Annotated in this window: 19 protein-coding genes; 15 read left to right on the forward strand and 4 right to left on the reverse strand. The window is 69.8% G+C overall.

Annotation, left to right across the window (positions count from 1 at the left end):
* Positions 1–19 precede the first annotated feature (19 nt).
* Positions 20–640, reverse strand: a complete 621-nt coding sequence (locus ACN27E_RS18850) for a TetR/AcrR family transcriptional regulator (RefSeq protein WP_422743747.1) — start codon at positions 638–640, stop codon at positions 20–22.
* A gap of 128 nt (positions 641–768) precedes the next feature.
* Between ACN27E_RS18850 and ACN27E_RS18855 the strand changes: the two genes are divergently transcribed.
* The 9 genes from ACN27E_RS18855 to ACN27E_RS18895 all read left to right on the forward strand — a co-directional run bounded on the left by ACN27E_RS18855 (position 769) and on the right by ACN27E_RS18895 (position 8950).
* Positions 769–1770 carry an AAA family ATPase gene (locus ACN27E_RS18855; protein ID WP_422743748.1) on the forward strand — a complete coding sequence of 334 codons (1002 nt, stop codon included), beginning with the start codon at positions 769–771 and terminating at the stop codon, positions 1768–1770.
* Positions 1771–1774: 4 nt separating this feature from the next.
* Positions 1775–2647 carry a DUF58 domain-containing protein gene (locus ACN27E_RS18860; RefSeq protein ID WP_422743749.1) on the forward strand — a complete coding sequence of 291 codons (873 nt, stop codon included), beginning with the start codon at positions 1775–1777 and terminating at the stop codon, positions 2645–2647.
* On the forward strand, positions 2637–3110 hold the full coding sequence (locus ACN27E_RS18865) for a hypothetical protein (RefSeq protein ID WP_422743750.1): 474 nt from the start codon (positions 2637–2639) through the stop codon (positions 3108–3110). Before ACN27E_RS18860 ends, ACN27E_RS18865 begins: the two co-directional genes overlap by 11 nt.
* A complete protein-coding gene (locus tag ACN27E_RS18870) occupies positions 3101–4087 on the forward strand; it encodes a hypothetical protein (protein ID WP_422743752.1) in 987 nt (328 codons plus the stop codon). Before ACN27E_RS18865 ends, ACN27E_RS18870 begins: the two co-directional genes overlap by 10 nt.
* A complete protein-coding gene (locus ACN27E_RS18875; protein WP_422743753.1) occupies positions 4084–4986 on the forward strand; it encodes a hypothetical protein in 903 nt (300 codons plus the stop codon). Before ACN27E_RS18870 ends, ACN27E_RS18875 begins: the two co-directional genes overlap by 4 nt.
* Before the next feature lie 17 nt (positions 4987–5003).
* Positions 5004–5699, forward strand: coding sequence for a hypothetical protein (locus ACN27E_RS18880; RefSeq protein ID WP_422749973.1), 696 nt, complete (start codon positions 5004–5006; stop codon positions 5697–5699).
* A 57-nt stretch (positions 5700–5756) separates the two neighbouring features.
* The gene (locus ACN27E_RS18885) at positions 5757–7970 is read left to right on the forward strand and encodes an MMPL family transporter (RefSeq protein ID WP_422743754.1); all 2214 of its coding nucleotides are present in this window, start codon (positions 5757–5759) and stop codon (positions 7968–7970) included.
* Between the two features lie 132 nt (positions 7971–8102).
* Positions 8103–8450 (forward strand): STAS domain-containing protein, encoded by a 348-nt coding sequence (locus tag ACN27E_RS18890; protein ID WP_422743756.1) that lies wholly within the window; start codon positions 8103–8105, stop codon positions 8448–8450.
* Positions 8451–8482: 32 nt separating this feature from the next.
* The gene (locus ACN27E_RS18895; protein ID WP_422743757.1) at positions 8483–8950 is read left to right on the forward strand and encodes an ATP-binding protein; all 468 of its coding nucleotides are present in this window, start codon (positions 8483–8485) and stop codon (positions 8948–8950) included.
* A 17-nt stretch (positions 8951–8967) separates the two neighbouring features.
* On the opposite strand, the gene ACN27E_RS18900 is transcribed toward ACN27E_RS18895, so the two are convergent.
* The gene (locus ACN27E_RS18900) at positions 8968–9483 is read right to left on the reverse strand and encodes a TetR/AcrR family transcriptional regulator (protein WP_422749974.1); all 516 of its coding nucleotides are present in this window, start codon (positions 9481–9483) and stop codon (positions 8968–8970) included.
* 136 nt (positions 9484–9619) lie between these two features.
* On the opposite strand from ACN27E_RS18900, the gene ACN27E_RS18905 reads away from it, so the two are divergent.
* From ACN27E_RS18905 to ACN27E_RS18915, 3 genes are read left to right on the forward strand one after another with little or no spacing between them, the layout of a single operon-like run.
* Entirely contained in the window at positions 9620–10810 is a 1191-nt protein-coding gene (locus ACN27E_RS18905; protein WP_422743759.1) for a cytochrome P450, read from the forward strand.
* A gap of 57 nt (positions 10811–10867) precedes the next feature.
* Positions 10868–11281, forward strand: coding sequence for a VOC family protein (locus tag ACN27E_RS18910; RefSeq protein ID WP_422743760.1), 414 nt, complete (start codon positions 10868–10870; stop codon positions 11279–11281).
* Entirely contained in the window at positions 11278–12150 is an 873-nt protein-coding gene (locus ACN27E_RS18915) for a rhomboid family intramembrane serine protease (RefSeq protein WP_422743762.1), read from the forward strand. Before ACN27E_RS18910 ends, ACN27E_RS18915 begins: the two co-directional genes overlap by 4 nt.
* Here ACN27E_RS18915 and ACN27E_RS18920 read toward each other — a convergent pair whose 3' ends face one another.
* Together ACN27E_RS18920 and ACN27E_RS18925 are read right to left on the reverse strand one after the other, a co-directional pair.
* Positions 12151–13107: a TIGR03557 family F420-dependent LLM class oxidoreductase gene (locus ACN27E_RS18920; protein WP_422743764.1), complete on the reverse strand. Its 957-nt coding sequence runs from the start codon at positions 13105–13107 to the stop codon at positions 12151–12153.
* Between the two features lie 29 nt (positions 13108–13136).
* Positions 13137–13397, reverse strand: a complete 261-nt coding sequence (locus ACN27E_RS18925) for a hypothetical protein (protein WP_422743766.1) — start codon at positions 13395–13397, stop codon at positions 13137–13139.
* A gap of 95 nt (positions 13398–13492) precedes the next feature.
* Here ACN27E_RS18925 and ACN27E_RS18930 point away from each other — a divergent pair, with 95 nt between their 5' ends.
* The 3 genes from ACN27E_RS18930 (at position 13493) to ACN27E_RS18940 (ending at position 17157) form a co-directional block, all read left to right on the forward strand.
* Positions 13493–14353 (forward strand): hypothetical protein, encoded by an 861-nt coding sequence (locus ACN27E_RS18930; RefSeq protein ID WP_422743767.1) that lies wholly within the window; start codon positions 13493–13495, stop codon positions 14351–14353.
* A gap of 132 nt (positions 14354–14485) precedes the next feature.
* Positions 14486–16822 (forward strand): MMPL family transporter, encoded by a 2337-nt coding sequence (locus ACN27E_RS18935; protein WP_422743769.1) that lies wholly within the window; start codon positions 14486–14488, stop codon positions 16820–16822.
* A gap of 62 nt (positions 16823–16884) precedes the next feature.
* The gene (locus ACN27E_RS18940) at positions 16885–17157 is read left to right on the forward strand and encodes a hypothetical protein (protein ID WP_422743771.1); all 273 of its coding nucleotides are present in this window, start codon (positions 16885–16887) and stop codon (positions 17155–17157) included.
* Positions 17158–17258 lie beyond the last annotated feature (101 nt).

The raw sequence follows: 17258 nt of genomic DNA on the forward strand, positions 1-17258 counted from the left end.
AGCTGACTATTTAGAGTATTTAACCATTGGTCGATCCGTGGGCGATGGGCGGCAGCGGCGTCGGGGGATCGGCGCTGAACGCGTCGAACATCAGGCTCAGGTAGCGCCGGCGCAGCGGCCGCGGCTGATTCATGGCGACGGATGCGGTGGTGACCATCGCGACGAATGTCGCCACGTCGTCGGAGGTCAGATCCGCGCGCAGATGCCCGGTTGCCTGCGACTGGTCGATCATGTGATTGATCTGCCCGCGGTCCCGGGTCAGCAGCCGGGCGGTCAACTCGGCCAGATCGTCGATCGAGGCGAGCAGTTCACGCTGTTTGAACATGACGTCCTCGAGCCGGGACAGCGCGTCGATGAAGGCCTCGCGGGGCGCGTCGTTGCCCAGCGCCAGGATCGCCGGTTTGATCTCGTTGACGACGATGTCCTCGTAGACCGCCGCGGCCAGCGCCTGCCGATTCGGGAAATGGCGGTAGAGCGTTGCGTTGGCCACCCCGGCGGCGGCGGCCACCTGGCTCAGCGTGGCCGCATCCCCGTCGCGGGCGAACACCTCGCGCGCGGCTGCGACGATCCGGTGCAGATTGGCAAACGCGTCCGACCGCTGCGGTCGCTGCACCCCCGTGGATCCCGAATTCGTCCCCATCAATCCTGCCTTCGGCGTCGTCGGCCCTCACAGGAAGGCTAGCGCGGTCGGACCTTCGGTCCGCGGATGTGGCCCGCGGTGATTGCGCCACTGGTGTGAACGCGGCGGCTTCGGGTAACCATCGCCGGATGACTGCTGCGCGAATCCAGCCCGATCAGCGGGCCATGGCCGAAACCCAGCGCGTCGTCCGGGCGGTCTCCGAGGCGTTTTCGGCAAAAGTGGTCGGACAGCAGAACCTGCGCGAATCGCTACTGGTCGGCCTGCTCACCGGCGGCCACGTCCTGATCGAGAGTGTGCCCGGCCTGGCGAAGACCACGGCGGCACGCGTCGTCGCCGACGCCATCGACGGAGCCTTCCAGCGCATCCAGTGCACGCCCGACCTGCTGCCCAGCGACATCATCGGCACACAGATCTACGAGGCGGCGACCAACCGGTTCGTCACGCAGCTGGGCCCGGTGCACGCGAACATCGTGCTGCTCGACGAGATCAACCGCTCCAGCGCCAAGACTCAGAGCGCGATGCTCGAGGCGATGGAGGAGCGGCAGACCACCATCGCCGGCCAGGTGTATCCGATCCCGGAGCCGTTTCTGGTGATCGCCACCCAGAACCCGGTCGATCAGGAGGGCACCTATCCGCTGTCGGAAGCGCAGACCGACCGGTTCATGCTCAAGGATCTGCTGCAATATCCCACGGCCGACGAAGAGGTCGAGGTGATGGCCCGCATCGACGCCGGTGTCTACGAGCGCGCCCGGCGCAGCGCCCCCGTCGTCGGCCTGGACGACGTCCGGCGCGCCCAGGACGTGGTGCGCCACGTCCATCTGGATCGGGCACTGATCCAGTACGCCAGCCGACTGGTCGAGGTGACCCGGCGGCCGGGTCAGTATCTGCCCAAACAGCTCGCCCGGTTCGTCGAGTACGGCGCCAGCCCGCGGGCGACCATCGCGTTGTGTCAGTCGGCGCGGGCGCTGGCCGTGCTCAGCGGCCGCGGCCACGTCCTGCCCGAGGACATCGCCCGCCTCGCCCACCGCGTGTTGCGGCACCGGTTGATCCTCGGCTTCGAAGCGGCCAGCGCCGACGTCACCGCCGACACCGTCGTCGACGCGGTGCTGCAGGCCGTCCGGGTGCCCTGACCCGGTGGGTAAGCACCTCAACCGGGCCAAGGCTCACTTCGGCACCGACACCCGCGGCCTGCTCGACGGCGGGCGCTACGCGCTGTCGCACACCCGCAGCCTGGAATTCGACGACCTGCGCCCCTACGTACCCGGCGACGACGTCCGCGACATCGACTGGAAGGCCTCGGCCCGGTCAGGCAGCGTGCTGATCAAACGTTTCGTCTCCGAGAAGCACCACAAGATCCTGCTGGTCGCCGACGGGGGCCGGAACATGTCCGCGCTCACCCCCAGTGCCGAATGCCGCCGAGAGGTGGCCGCGCACATCCTCGGTGCGATCGGCCTGATCAGCCTGCGGCGGTCCGACGAAGTGGGGATGGTGTACGGCGACTCGCGGGGATGCGTCAACATCCCGGCCCGCCGCGGGGAGACGCACATCGAATACGCCCTGCACCGGTGGTACCAGCACAGTCTGGATCGGCCCGGTCCCAGCGACATCGTCGCCCAACTCGACTACGTCGCCACCCACTACGGGCACAGCAGGTTGCTGGTGGTCGTCTCCGACGAGCCCGACCCGGGTCCACGACTCGACGACGTTCTGCGCCGGCTGACCGCGCGCCACGACATCATGTGGACGATGGTGCCCGACATGTCCCCGATCGGCGGCGGACCCGAAGACGGCGACGGGTACGACGTGGGCACCGGCCGGGTGGTGCTCAATGCCGCCACCCTGGGCCGTCGGGTGCTCACCGCCTATCGGCGCGCCGAGGCCGCGCGGACGCGCCGACTCGCCGCGGCGCTGGCCGCGCGCAGCGTCCCCTACGCGGTCGTGCCCGGCAGCGCGCGCATCCGCACCGAACTCGTCGCCCTGTCCGAGGTCGTCGCCCGTGCCGGATGACCTGCTGAGGTTCGTCTCCGGTCCGACGCCGTACTCGTGGTGGTGGCTGGGGCTGGCCGCGTTCCTCGTCATCGGCGTGATCGGCGGCTACGCCGTCATCATCGTCGCGACGTTGCCCGCGCAGCGGCTCCGCACGCTGCCGGGAATCGGCCCGGTGCACGCGCGGGTGTTGCGTGAGCGCTACGCGCGGCGTATCGCCGCGGTGGACACCGAGTTGCGGGCCGGCCGGCTCACCCCGGCCGAGGCCGCCACCGAGGTGGACCGCGCGCTGCGCAGCTTCCTGCATCAGAGCACCGGGGTGCGGGTGCAGTACATGCAGGTCGACGCGATCGCGGCCGGCCGGCTCGCGCAGGCGGCGCCGCTGCTGGCCGATCTCGGCGACATCCGGTTCAACGATGACTCCGAGGTCGACGCCGGACAGGCCGGCGTCCGCGCGCAGGAGCTGGTGCGCACGTGGATCTGAGGTGGTGGTGGATCGCGGCGGCCGCGTTGGCCTGCCTGGCGCTGTGTTTCGCGCTGGCCGCCGGCCTTGCGCTGTCGCCCGACCGGCGGGCGCTGCGGCCGCTGGCCAATGTCACCCGGCTGACCCGCCTGCCGGAATACGTCAGGGCCGCGCGACTGCAGGCAATCTCGACGGTGCTGACGCTGGCGCTGTTGCTCGTGCTGTTCACCGCGGCGGCGGTCGCGGCCGCCCGTCCCACCGGCGTGGACGACACCTTCGACGCCGTCCACCCCCAGGATCTGATGCTCTGCGTGGGCGCACCGGTCACCGACCCCAGCACCGGAACTCTGCTGCGGCACTACGCCCGGCAGGCTGACGGCTACCAGACCCAACGCATCGGGCTGACGTCGGTGAACTCGCGGGTCGTGCCGCTGACCCGCGACTACCAGTACGCCGCGGCCCGGTTCGCCGACTTCGCCGCGCTCTCGCAGACGCCCAGGCCCGACCGGGCCGCACTGCGCTCATTCGCCGCACCGGTGCGGTATGTCGACTACGCGGCCGGTGTCGAGGACGTCTTGGCGTTGTGCCTGACCGGTTTTCCCGGATTCGAGCAGACGAGCTCGCACCGCCGGTCGATCGTGTACCTCGGACCGCCGGATCTGCGCGACCCGGGTGAGCCGCGTCCGGAGCTGTTCGACGCCCGCCGGGTGACCGACCTCGCCGAGCGGGCCGGGGCGCAGATCAATGTGGTGGCCGCCGGCGAGGACGCCGCACTGCGCAGCCTCACCGAGCGGACCGGTGGCCGGTTCGTCGTCGCCACCGACGACGCCGGGGTGACCCGGGGACTCGACCAGATCGACGCCGGGCCGCCCCCGCTCGTCCTCGCCGACGGCACCCGGGTGACCAGTCGCACCGAGGACGCGCCGGTGCCGGTTCTGGCCGTGGTGCTCGTCGTCACCGCCCTGCTCAGCGTCACCCTGGTGGTGCTGCGCCGGTGACGTTCGCCCCGATCCTCCCGCTGGCCATCTTCGCGGTGGTCGCCGTCGCGCTGCTCTTCGCCCGGCTGATCACGCTGCGCCAAGTGCTCACCGCGCGCGGTGAGCACCGGAGAAAGGCCCTGCTGCGCTGGGGTGCGATGACGCTGGCCGTCGCGGCCCTGCTGCTGGCGACGACGCGTCCGGCCCTGGTTTCCGCGGGGGACACCGCTGCCCACGGCGCCGGCGCCGACACCAACATCGTCGTCGTGGCCGACCGCACCGTGGACGCCGGCGCCGACATCGACGCGCTGATCGAGCGGTATCCCGCCGCCCGTTTCGCCGTCATCACCTTCGCCCCGCCGACCCTGGCGTGGCCGCTGTCCGCTGACGTGTGGAGCCTCGCGGCCGAGGTCGCGGGCCTGATTGCGCCGGCACCCGGTGACCCGGCCCAGGCCGACGCCGCGGCCGCCGGCAACATCCTGCGCTACCAGTTGATTCAGGCCGACCAGCAGTACCCGGGCTCGGCCAACCTCGTGGTGTACGCCGGGGCCGGAGCACCGGGCTCACGGGCCACGCCGCGAGATCTCGACGTCGTGGCCGCCACGGTCGACGGCGGCATCGTGCTCGGATATCCGTCCGGGGCCGCGCCCGATCAGAGCATCGACGAAGCCACCCTGCGCCGCATCGCGGCCGAACTGGGTGTGCCGTACGCCAACCGGGCCGGCGGTGGTGCGCTGCCCGAGCTGGCGGTGCGTGACACCGCGACGGCGCCGGCGGCCGAGCCGGCCCCCGCGGCAGCGCGCACGGAACTGTACTGGCTGCTCTGCCTGCTGGCGGCGGTGCTGCTGCTCGCCGAGATCTGGATCAGTGTCCGGGAGCTGCGGTACAGCCGCGTGGCGCGGCGGGAGGTGACCGCGTGACTCCGGCCCGGTTGCGGATGCGCCGTCGTCTGCTGCTGTGGTCGGCCCCGCTGGTCGCGGTGGTGCTGGTCGTGGTGGTCAAACTCGTGTCGGTCGTGGTCGCCGGACACGCCGCGGTCGAGGACTTCGCCGACGGTGACGCGGACGCATTGCGCTCCGACGCTGCGGTACTGGGCGTCGTCAATGTGGTGGAACCGGCCAAAGCGCCGTTCGTCGCGGGCCTTTCGGCCGTGCTCGACGATCGGCTCGCCGACGCCGCAACGTCCTTCTCCGATGCGCTGGCACGTACCCCCGCCGACCGGTCGTGTCCGGTGCGCGTCAATCTCGCACTGGTCCGGGAGCGTCTCGGGGATCACGCCGGATTCGATCGCAGGGCCGATGCCGCCCGCGAGCACTACCGAGCGGCGCTGAGCGTCGTGGCCGAGGCGCCGCCACGGTGCTTCGCCGGCAACGCCGATCCGGATCCGCAGCGCCGCGCGGTCCGGGCCGACGCCGAGGCCCGACTGCGGGCGAAGATCGCGGCCGTCGACGAGCTGCCGCCGCTCCCGCCTCCGCCGCCCGCCCCTGCGGCGCCGCCACCGCCGCCGCCCGCGGTCCTGGCGCCGGACGGGTCGTCCGAGGACCCGGCCCCCGACGTCGAACGCCGACTCGACCCGCGGGGAGCCGATCCGATCGAGCGGCTGCAGCAAATCCTGCGCGACTCTGCTGGCTGAGGGTGTGAAGGCCGGCTGAGGGTGTGAAGCCGTGGCCATTGGGTAGTTAGCTCAGCTATGGCGACCTTCCTGTTCCGTGTCGGTCACTTCGCGTACCGGCGGCGACTGCTGGTGATCGGCCTGTGGCTGCTGATGCTGCTCGCCGCGCTCGGCGCCACCACGCTGGCCAAACCGTTCCAGAACGACTTCTCGCTGCCGGGTTCCCCGTCGCAGCAGGCCAGTGACTTCCTGGCCGAGAAGTTCCCCGAGCAGGGCGACGCGGACGAGGTCGCGCAGGCGATGGTCGTGGTGGCCGCTCCGCCGGGGCAGACCCTCGATGCGCCCGACACCGTCGCCAGGATCGACGCCCTGGCCGACGGGCTGCGCGGGCTCGAGCACGTCCGAGCGCCCGCGGTGGTCAACCCGCTCACCACTGCGGCCGCCGCGACGCAGATCAGCCCCGACCGCTCGATCGCCTATCTCAACGTGGTCTACGACCAGAAGTTCGTCAACGTCTCCGCCGACCAGATCGCGGCCTTCGAGCAGGTGCTCGCCCAAGCCCGCGACAGCGGCCTGACCGTCGAGGCCACCGGCACCCTGTTCAACGGCCAGTCACCGCAGAGCGGGATGAGCGAAGCGATCGGGTTCGGGGTCGCGCTCGTCGTGATGGTCATCGCCTTCGCCTCGGTGGTCGCCGCGACGCTGCCCATCATCACCGCGCTGTTCGGGGTCGGCATCTCGGTCGCGCTGATCACCGGCGCCACCTCGCTGGTCGACATGGACAGCTCCGCGCTGCTGCTCGCCTCGATGATCGGAATCGCGGTGTCCATCGACTACTCGCTGTTCATCGTGTCCCGCTATCGCAACGAGCTGCGCGTCACCGACGACCGCGCGCTGGCGGCGGGCCGCGCGGTGGGGACCGCGGGCTCCTCGGTGGTGTTCGCCGGGCTGACCGTCGTCATCGCGCTGGTCGGGCTGACCGTCGTGCGCATCCCGATGATCTCGGTCATGGGTCTCACCGCGGCGCTGGCGGTGGTCTTCGCGGTGCTCGCCGCGGTGACGCTGTTGCCGGCGTTCCTGGGCCTGTTCGGCCGGCGCACCTTCGCGCTGCGACTGGCCCGGTTGCGCCAGGGCGATGAACCCGACACCGCGCCGACCAACGGTCTCCGTTGGGCCAAACTCGTTGCCGCCCATCCGGTCCCGGCCATCCTGGCCGTCGTCATCGGACTCGGGGTGGTTGCCTTGCCGGTGACCAAGCTGGAACTGGGCATGGATCTGGCCACCGGGGACCAGAAGAAAGCGGTCCAGCTCATCGACCGCGGCTTCGGCGAGGGGCTGACCGGCCCCCTGATCGTGGTGGTCGACGGGGCGGACACCCCCGACCCGGCGGCCGGCTACACCGCGACCGCCGATGCGCTGCGTGGACTCGACGACGTGCAGATGGTCGCCCCGCCGAGACCCAACGCCGACGGCAGTGCCGCGCTGATCACGGTGATCCCCCGCAGCGGCCCCAGCAGCCCCGAGACCCAGGCGCTGGTCGACGACATCCGCGGGCTGGCCCGCCAGCTCGCCGATCAGCAGGGGGTGGAGATCGGCGTCACCGGCCAGACCGCGATCCTGTCCGACCTGTCCGAATCGCTGACCAAGGCGCTGGTGCCCTATCTCGCGCTGGTGATCGGGTTGGCCTTCCTGGTGCTGACGTTGGTGTTCCGCTCACTGCCGGTGCCACTGACGGCCACGCTCGGTTTCGTGCTCTCGGTCGGCGCCACCTTCGGGGTCACCGTCGCGATCTTCCAGCTCGGATGGTTCGGCCTGGTCGCCAGCCCGGGGCCGCTGATCAGCTTCCTGCCCATCTTTTTGATCGGCATCGTGTTCGGCCTGGCGATGGACTACCAGGTCTTCCTGGTCACTCGGATGCGAGAGAAGGCGGTACAGCGTGACCCGGAGGTGGCCGGTGATCTCAGCGCACGGGCCGCGGTGGTCACCGGATTCCAGCGGGGCGCGCGCGTGGTCACCTCCGCCGCGGTGATCATGATCTCGGTGTTCGCCGCATTCATCCTGGCTCCGGACAACGTCGCCAAGTCGATGGGCTTCGCCCTGGCTGCTGCCGTCGTATTCGACGCGTTCGTCGTGCGCATGGTGTTCATCCCCGCGGTGATGTCGCTGCTCGGCGAGAAGGCCTGGTACCTGCCCCGCTGGCTCGACCGGATCCTGCCCAATGTCGACGTCGAGGGGCGCAACATGCGCGACAACGTGGGGGCCGAAACGCCCTCGCAGGGGGTGACCGTCTGACCCTCTCAGGCGGTCTGAGCTAGCCTTGCTGTCGTCGTATCTCGAAGCCACGACGTGCTGGTTCAAACTCGCAGCCTTCACAGTTGTGCCTCGCGAACCGTCGGCCGGGTACGGACACCAGTGAGGGTGGGAATGGAACAGGACAACGCGCACGTCGAAGAGTGGCACGGCAGGATCGCTGTCGTACGCGCCGTCGGCGCCGTCGACATGCTGACCGCTCCGCCGCTGCTCGAGGCGATCCGGGCCGCTCACGCCCAGCAGCCTGCGAGTGTGGTCGTCGACCTGTCGCAGGTGGATTTCCTGTCCTCGGCCGGGATGCAGACGCTGGTGATCGCCAACCAGGAGGTCGGCGAAAGCGCCCGTTTCGCGGTGGTGGCCGATGGGCCCGGAACCAGCCGTCCGCTGAAGATCATGGGTTTGACCGACTTCATCGAGCTTTTCGCCAGCCTGGATGCGGCGTTGGACACACTGGCGGAATGACAATCGCCTCAACGGGGTAGCCCATGTCCATCATGAGTTCCTCACAGATCGAGACCGACCCCACGGACCACCGGTTCGTGCGCACGACGGCCGCCGACGCGCGGGCCGTCGCTCGGTTGCGGGAAGAGTTCTCGGAGTGGCTGTGCGTCCAGCTCGACCTCGACGACGTGCGAAGCAGTGACATCATCCTCGTGGTCAACGAAGCGCTCGCCAACGCTGCCGAATTCGCCTACCGCAATCGGGACACCGCCGACCCCATCACGCTGCAGGCCACCCACCGCGGGGCCACCGACACCCTGATCGTGACCGTCACCGATCGCGGCGAATGGCGCGTCAGCGACGCCACCAATCAGACGCTGTCCCGTGGTCGCGGTATTCCGCTGATGCGTGCGCTGTCCGACCGGGTGGACATCGACACCACCTCCGAGGGCACGCAGGTTCATCTGCAGTTCGACCACTGCCCGTTGCGGGTTGGGGCCCGCACCCCTATCTCAGCCTGATATCGCCCCGCGCCTGCCTACGGCTCGGTCAGCGGGGGTTCCAGCCGCGCGAGATGACCGGCGATGAACTCCTCGGCTTCGGCGTGTCCGCGGGTGATGCCCAGACCCTGTTCCAGCCGCACGACGCGGGCCAGACTGGTCACGATCATCGACATGACCACCGGCGGGAATCGGGTGGCGTCGACACCGTGGGCCCGCATGGCGTCGGCCATCGCCTGTTCCTCCAGGTCGCGGAAGCGCTGCGCGTAGTCGGCGATCTGGCTGCGAATCGTCTTGCGATGATTGGCCAGCGCCATGAACTCCATCCACAGCTGGGCGCCCTGGGCGTTGTTGAGTTGCCACAGTGCTCGTAGCGGAGTCGGACCGGTCATCGACTCGCGCTGACGGTCCAGGTTGGCGTCGGCTCCCGCCCGCAGCACCGCGAGGTACAGATCGTCCATGCTGGGGAAGTAGTAGTGCACCAGCGCCGGCTTCACTCCGGCCCGGGCCGCCACCCGGCGTGACGTGGCCGCGGCGTAGCCCTCCTCGAGCATGATCTCGGCCGTCGCCGCGAGCAGCGCCCGGCGCGTGTCGCCCACCCTTGACCGTGCATCGGAGCGACTGCTAGACATGGCCCCAGCCTAGTGTTGAGCGATCGCCCAACAGCGTGGGCGGAACAGAGCAGGCGAAATGACCACCAGCGTCTATTACGACCCGTACCACATCGACATCGTCGCCGATCCCTATCCGACCTACGCGCGGCTGCGCGACGAGGCACCGCTCTATCACAACGAGCGCTACGACTTCTGGGCGTTGTCGCGGCACGCTGACGTGGAGCGGGCGCTGTCGGACTGGCAGACGTTCTCCAACAGCCGCAGCGACATCCTCGAACTGGTGCAATCCGACTTCCCCATGCCCGAGGGCGTGATGATGATGGAAGACCCACCGGTGCACACGATGCTGCGCAACCTGATGTCGCGGGTGTTCACCCCGCGCCGGATGGCCGAGATCGAGGACCAGATCCGCCGGTTCTGCGTGAACTGCCTCGATCCGCACGTCGGATCCGACGGTTTCGACATCATCGCCGAGCTGGCGTCGATGATGCCCATGCGGGTGATTGGCATGCTGCTGGGCATCCCCGAGTCGGACCAGATCTCGGTGCGCGACGCCAACGACGCGAGCCTGCGCACCACACCCGGCGCGCCGATGAAGGTGCTCGCCGCCGACCGGATCGCCGACGGCCGGATCTACGCCGACTACGTCGAGTGGCGGTCGAAGAACCCGTCCGACGACCTGATGACCGGTCTGCTCAACATCGAATTCACCGACGAACTCGGTGTCACCCGCAAGCTCACCCGCAAAGAGGTGTTGCACTACACCCAGGTGGTGGCCGGTGCCGGTAACGAGACCACCGGTCGGCTGATCGGCTGGCTGGCCAAGGTGCTCGCCGAGCATCCCGACCAGCGACGCCTGGTCCACGCCGACCGATCGCTGCTCACCCGTACCGTCGACGAGACGCTGCGGTTCGAACCGACCGGTCCGCATGTGGCGCGCTGGCTGGCCCGCGACTTCACCGCCTACGGCATGACGGTGCCCCAGGGCAGCGCGATGCTGCTGCTGTTCGGCGCCGCCAACCGCGATCCGCGCCGCTACACCGACCCGGACACCTTCGACATCGGCCGCGAATCCATCAGCCACCTCACCTTCGGTAAGGGTCTGCACTACTGCCTGGGTGCGAACCTGGCACGGCTGGAAGGCCGGGTGGCGCTCGACGAACTGCTCAACCGCTGGCCGGAGTGGGACATCGATCACGCGACCGCACGACTGGCGCCGACATCCACCGTGCGCGGCTGGGAGAAGCTGCGGATCCTGGTGCGCTGATGGCGTGCGCGCTCGTCTTGGCCACAATGGAGGCGTTGTCGTCCGACGAGTAACGAGGTGGCTGTGAAACTGGACCTGCTGACCCCCGGTATCGAGGTGGGTCTGGTGACCACCAACCTCGACGCGATGGTCGCCTTCTACGAGGGCTTCCTCGAGTTGGAATGCCAGGGTGAGCTCGACTTCCCCGGCGGGTCACAGCGCCGCTACACGCTCGGCAACGGAGTGCTCAAACTCGTCACCTATGCATCGCCGCCGGCTCAGCCGGCGGCCCCGGGCGGCGGCCGCGCCCAGGCCGGGGTGCGCTACTTCACCATCGGCGTCAAGAATCTGCGGGCGGTCGCGGCGACCGTCGAGGATTCGCCGTACGAGATCGTCGAACCGGTGACGGAGTTCGCGCCGGTACCCGGCATGGGGTGGATGTTCCTGGCCGACCCCGACGGCAACTGGATCGAACTCTTCGGAACACTGTGACCTCACCGCCCAACCCCCAGTCCCCGGCCGAGGCGCCCAGCTGCTACCGGCATCCCGGCCGTCAGACCCACGTCCGGTGCACCCGCTGCGGCCGGTTCATCTGCCCGGACTGCATGCGCTCGGCCGCCGTCGGCCACCAGTGCCCGGAATGCGTGCAGGAGGGCAACCGCTCGGTGCGCCGGCCCCGCACCCAGTTCGGGGGCCGCACCCCGAACTCGGCCACTCCGGTGCTGACCTACGTGCTGATCGCGATCAACGTGCTGGTGGCCATCCTGCAGACCGCCTCCGGTGATCTGGAGAGCCGATTCGTCATGTGGGCCCCCGCGGTGGCCGACGGCCAGTGGTACCGCCTGGTCACCTCGGCGTTCATGCACTACGGCGTCATGCATCTGCTGTTCAACATGTGGGCGCTGTACGTCGTCGGCCCGCCGCTCGAAAATTGGCTGGGCCGGCTCAGATATGGAGCGCTCTACGGGCTCAGCGCTCTGGGCGGCTCCGTGGTGGTGTACCTGCTCTCGCCGGTCAACGCGGCCACCGCGGGTGCGTCAGGTGCGGTGTTCGGTCTTTTCGGTGCGCTGTTCGTGGTGTCGCGGCGGTTGAACCTCGACATCCGCGGCATCGCGGCGATCATCGTGATCAACCTGGTCTTCACCTTCGTCTATCCGCTGATCAGCGGACAGGCCGTCAGCTGGCAGGCGCACGTGGGCGGTCTGGTCACCGGCGCGGCGATCGCGGCGGTCTACACCTACGCCCCCCGAAACGGCCGCACCGCCATCCAGGCGGGTGCCACGACGGCCGTCCTCGTGCTGTTCCTCGTGCTGATCTGGTGGCGCACCGGACAGATCCTCGACCTGTTCGGCGCGCGCTGATCAGGACCGCAGCTGCGGCAGTACGTCGCGCTCCCAGGCGGTGAAGAAGCCTTCGCTGTCGGGGGCTACCTGCTGAACGTAGATCTCGTCGACGCCGGCCTCCAGGAACTCGCGGACCTGCGCGACGTGCTTGTCGACGTCGGGGCCGCACACCATCGAATCGCCGACCATGTCCGGCGGCACCAGGGTCCCGGCATCGGCGAAGTCCCGCGGCCGGGGCAGCGTCTGAGCCAGCTGGCCGGGCAGCACCTCGTTGAACCACAGCCGGTGGGCGATCTCGAGGGCTTTGTCGGCATCGCGGTCCCAGCTCACCTTGGTGCCCGCCTGCACCGGCTTGTCGCCGCCGCCAGAGTTTCGGAACGTCTTGATCAGGTCCGCGTCGGGCATGGTGGTGCAGAACCCGTCGCCGAGCCGCCCGGCGAACTCGGCGGCCTGCGGTCCGAACCCGGAGATGTAGATCGGCACCGGGTTCTCCGGCAGCGTGTAGATGCGGGCGTCCTGCACCTCGTAGTGCAGCCCGTGGTGGCTGACTTCCCGGCCCGAATGCAGCAGGCGGATCACGTCGATCGCTTCCTCGAGCATCTCGAGGCGCACACCGACCGATGGCCACGGATCGCCGAGCACGTGCTCGTTGAGCGCCTCGCCGCTGCCCACGCCCAGGACGAACTTCCCGTCGAGCTGAACAGCCGCGGTGGCCGCCGCCTGCGCGATGATCGCGGGATGGATGCGGACCGTCGGACAGGTGACGGCGGTGGACACCGGGAGGGATGTGACCTGCGAGAGCGCGCCGATCACACCCCAGACGAAGGCGCTCTCACCCTGCTCGTCGTTCCAGGGATGGAAGTGGTCGGAGATCCACAGCGCGTCGAAGCCGGCCGCTTCGGCACGTTTGGCCTGGTCGACCAGTTCGGCGGGGGTGTACTGCTCACTCGAGAGGAAATACCCGATCTTGGACATGGCGCCACGGGTACCCCGTCGCTGCGTGCTTACTCGGCGTGCGGTGTCGGACTCTGGTCGGACTCCCACTTCGATTCCAGCGACCGGGTCACCGTCGTACCGGCGGCGAACTCGCGGTCGAACGTCTCTCCGTCAGCGCCCTCCAACGTGATCAGGTAGGACCGATCGCCGTGGGCCTGGGGTTCGTTCTTGTGGACGACCTTGTAGGCCTGGGTGCCCTGGCCGCGGTCGACGGAGATGAGGTCGCCGGGTGCGACCTCCTCGATCGGGCTGTCGGTGAGGTTGCTCATGGGCTCGCAGGTACCCGGATGCCGCCACGGACCAAACTCGGGACATCAGGTCAGCGGCGCGCGGGTGGTCGACGCGGCCGGGCCATCATGGCTGTATGGCCGCCGAGCAGCTCGACGACGCGCTGGACCAGCTCTATGCCGTGGCGCCCGAGCAGTTCACCGCGCTGCGCACCGAGTTGGCCGCGGCGGCCAAGAAGCGCGGCGACGCTGCGACCGCCACGCAGATCAGCGCGGCCCGCAAGCCCACCGTCGCGGCGTCGGTGGTCAACCGCCTCGTGCACGGGGATCGCGCGGCCGTGGTCCGCATCGCTGACGTGGGGGAGCGGCTGCGGTCCGCGCACGCGGAGATGGACGGCGAGCGGATCCGGGAGCTGTCGGCCGAGCAGCGCACGCTGGTGGCCGGACTGACCCGCGCGGCCCTCTCGGCCGCCGGTATCGCCGACCCGACGGCCGCACTGCGCGACGATGTGACCGACACGCTGCAGGCCGCGGTCGCCGATCCGGAGGTGACCGCCCGGCTGGGCCGGCTGGTGCGCGCCGAGCAGTGGTCGGGTTTCGGCGGTTTCGGCGAGACCGAGGCGGTGCTCAGCCGCCCGGTGCCGAGGAAGAAGGCGGCCGCGCCCGCGAAGAAGACGCCAAAACTGGAGACGCCGAAACCGGAGACGCCGAAACCGGAGACCCCGACACCGGAGACCCCGACGTTCGATGAGTCGGCCCAGCGCAAGGCCCGCGCTGTCCTGGCCGCCGCGGAGCGGGCGAAGGCCGACGCCGACGACGCGACCGCGCAGCGGCAGAGCGACCTGGCGACCGCGCGACTGCGGCGCGACGACGCCCGGGATCGGCTGGCCAGGGCCGAGGAGGCCCTGAGCGACGCCGAGGCCGCCTATCAGGAGGCCAAGAGGGCGGGCCGGCAGGCCGCAGAGGTGGTCCGGGCCGCGCGGGACGCACTGAGATAACCCGCCCGCCGCGCACCCAAACAGGGTTTGCCGCAAAGGTGCGAAAAGTGGTGCGGATCATGCACTTTGCCCCAACGTGTCGTTCACGACAAGTGAAAGCCCGCTCTCGGTTGCCTCCCTACCCTCGATGCCATGGCGACTTTTCTGTACCGGATCGGGCGATTCGGCTACCACCGCCCCTGGCGCGTCATCGCCGGCTGGCTGGTCCTCATCGCGGTGGTGGGCGGCGTCCTGGCGCTCAACCCGCCCAAGATCTCCAACGAGATGCGCATCAACGGCACCCCCGCCCAGGAGGTGATCGACCAGCTCGCCGAGCGCATGCCGCAATCCTCCGGCGGGCAGGGCAGCATCGCGTTCGCCGCACCCGACGGCCAGCGCATCGACGCCGGGGCCAACCGGGCGGCCGTGTTGGCCGCCGTCGACGCCGTGTCGCGCGCCGACCACGTCCTGGACCCGCGGGAACTGGCCCGCGCGGAGATGGCGAAGGGTCCGCAGAGCCCCACGCTGGCCGCATCGGCGGCGATCGGGCAGGCGCGGATCAATGCGCCTCCGGAACCCGGCGCACCCACGCCCCTGCTCGTCGACGGGCAACCGGTACCCGGGGTGACCGTCTCGGCGGACGGCGCCGTCGCCCTCTACCAGTTCCAGTTCGACAAGCAGACCCACGAGCTACCCACCGGAGTCGTCGAGCACACCGTCGACGCCGCCCGGGAGGCGGTCGGCAACAGCGGGATCGCCGTCCTGCCGTCGGCGGCCATGGCGCAGATGCCCGAAATGGTCGGTGCCGGTGAGGTGGTCGGTCTGATGGTCGCCGCGGTCGTCCTGATCGTGACGCTGGGCTCGCTGGTCGCCGCCGGCCTGCCGCTGGTGACCGCGCTGCTGTCGGTGGGCGTGGGAGTGGGCGGGACCTTCCTGTTCTCGCACCTGTTCAACGTGCAATCGATGACGGTCGTCCTCGCGCTGATGCTGGGCCTGGCCGTCGGGATCGACTACGCGATGTTCATCGTCAACCGGCAGCGCCGGCTGATCATGGACCGAGGTCTGTCCGCCGCCGAAGCCGCGGCCCGTGCGGTCGGCACCGCGGGCAGTGCGGTGGTGTTCGCCGGCACCACCGTGGTGATCGCCCTGGTGGCGCTGACCATCGTCGGGATCTCGCTGCTGACCCCGATGGCACTGGCCGCCGCGGCGACGGTGATCGTCGCCGTGCTCGCCTCGATCACCCTGCTTCCGGCGTTGTTGGGTCTGGTCGGCGAGCGGATCTGCTCGCCGCAGGGCAAGCACACCGACACCTCCGAACGGGGCAACCACCGGTTCGCCTCGGCGTGGGTGGGTGCGGTGCTGCGCAACCGGGTGCCCGCCGCGCTGGCTGGGCTGGCGGTCACCGGCGTGATCGCGCTGCCCGCGCTGAGCGTGACGCTCGGCATGCCCGACGGCGGCAGCTACAACCAGGGCACCCCACAACGGGAGAGCTACAACGCGATCGCCGAGCACTACGGCGACGGGTACAACGGCCCGCTGGTCGTCGTCGCCGAACCGACCGGCGCCGATGCGCTCACCACCGCCGAGGTCGTGGACACCTACAACGAGCTACGCCGGCTGCCCGGGGTCGCCGAGGTCAGCCTCGGCGGGCTCAACGACGCATCCGACACCGCGGTGTTCTCGGTGGTGCCCGACGCCGGTCCGACCGACGAGTCGACCGCGCAGCTGGTGCGTGACATCCGCGCTCATGCCGGCCCGCTGGCCAGTCTGCGCAACGTCGACCTCGGCGTCACCGGCATCACGGCCATGGGCATCGACATGTCAGACCGCCTCGGCAAGGCCATCCCGGTCTACGTCGCGATCGTGATGGGTCTTTCGATCCTGGTGTTGACGCTGGTGTTCCGGTCGATCGCGGTGCCGCTCAAGGCGACCGCCGGCTTCCTGCTGACGCTGTTGGCCACGTTCGGCGCCACCACCGCACTGTTCCAGTGGGGCTGGTTCCAGCAGCTGATCGGTCTCTCGGCCACCGGACCGATCCTCAGCCTGCTGCCGATCATGGTGATCGGCGTGCTCTACGGGCTGGCGATGGACTATGAGGTGTTCCTGGTGTCGTCGATGAAGGAGGCGCATGTGCACGGCCACCGCGGCGACGCTGCGGTCACGCACGGCTTCACCCAGGCCAGCCGGGTCGTCGTGGCGGCCGCGCTGATCATGACGGCGGTGTTCGCCGGGTTCGTGTTCAACGCCGACCCGATGATCAAGCAGATGGGCTTCGCGCTGGCGTTCGGTGTGCTGATCGACGCATTCGTGGTGCGCATGACCGTGGTACCTGCGGTGATGTCGATGCTCGGGGACCGGGCCTGGTGGTTGCCGCGACGGGTGGCCCGATTCCTGCCCGACCTCGACATCGAGGGCGAGAAGCTCAGTCGCCGGCTCACCGAGGCCGCCCGCGACGGCGCGGACGCGGACGCCCGTGCCGTCACGGTGTGACCGCACCCTGGTCGCGCCGTTACTGTGGCAGAGAGCCAGGGACCGGGGACGGGAGCAGTCGCATGAAGATCCGGGTGATGCCGTACGTGACGGTGGAGATCGACGACCGGTGGCGGCAGCGGATCCGCCGGCGGGGCGAGCGGCTACGGGTCGCCGTCCGGGCCCATCTGCTGTCCGCCGCCGATGACGTCGACGCCGCCGGCGACCGGGTCCGCGATATGTGCGACGCGGCGGTGCACCGCGTCGACACCGTCGTCGCCTCGGTCAACGACCGGATCGCGCCGGCGGCGCCGGTGGAGGACACCGCCGAACCCGTCCGGCTCAAAGCGGTCTGACCTGGCGGTCCCGCGGCCATAGGGACGTGGTTGCGCGCTGCCTCTACGGTGGTGGGTGCTGTCCGTCGACAGCGGTCTCACACGGCGCAGAGGAGTGACCG

Source organism: Mycobacterium sp. WMMD1722, assembly GCF_049315205.1.
GTDB lineage: Bacteria > Actinomycetota > Actinomycetes > Mycobacteriales > Mycobacteriaceae > Mycobacterium.

Bases quoted from the DNA above. Each gene is read 5' to 3' on its own strand.
- ACN27E_RS18885 (WP_422743754.1), top strand. From the start codon at position 5,757: ATGGCGACCTTCCTGTTCCGTGTCGGTCACTTCGCGTACCGGCGGCGA.
- ACN27E_RS18905 (WP_422743759.1), top strand. From the start codon at position 9,620: ATGACCACCAGCGTCTATTACGACCCGTACCACATCGACATCGTCGCC.
- ACN27E_RS18920 (WP_422743764.1), bottom strand. From the start codon at position 13,107: ATGTCCAAGATCGGGTATTTCCTCTCGAGTGAGCAGTACACCCCCGCC.
- ACN27E_RS18940 (WP_422743771.1), top strand. From the start codon at position 16,885: ATGAAGATCCGGGTGATGCCGTACGTGACGGTGGAGATCGACGACCGG.
- ACN27E_RS18935 (WP_422743769.1), top strand. From the start codon at position 14,486: ATGGCGACTTTTCTGTACCGGATCGGGCGATTCGGCTACCACCGCCCC.
- ACN27E_RS18900 (WP_422749974.1), bottom strand. From the start codon at position 9,483: ATGCTCGAGGAGGGCTACGCCGCGGCCACGTCACGCCGGGTGGCGGCC.
- ACN27E_RS18890 (WP_422743756.1), top strand. From the start codon at position 8,103: ATGGAACAGGACAACGCGCACGTCGAAGAGTGGCACGGCAGGATCGCT.
- ACN27E_RS18930 (WP_422743767.1), top strand. From the start codon at position 13,493: ATGGCCGCCGAGCAGCTCGACGACGCGCTGGACCAGCTCTATGCCGTG.
- ACN27E_RS18895 (WP_422743757.1), top strand. From the start codon at position 8,483: ATGAGTTCCTCACAGATCGAGACCGACCCCACGGACCACCGGTTCGTG.
- ACN27E_RS18925 (WP_422743766.1), bottom strand. From the start codon at position 13,397: ATGAGCAACCTCACCGACAGCCCGATCGAGGAGGTCGCACCCGGCGAC.
- ACN27E_RS18855 (WP_422743748.1), top strand. From the start codon at position 769: ATGACTGCTGCGCGAATCCAGCCCGATCAGCGGGCCATGGCCGAAACC.
- ACN27E_RS18880 (WP_422749973.1), top strand. From the start codon at position 5,004: ATGCGCCGTCGTCTGCTGCTGTGGTCGGCCCCGCTGGTCGCGGTGGTG.
- ACN27E_RS18850 (WP_422743747.1), bottom strand. From the start codon at position 640: ATGGGGACGAATTCGGGATCCACGGGGGTGCAGCGACCGCAGCGGTCG.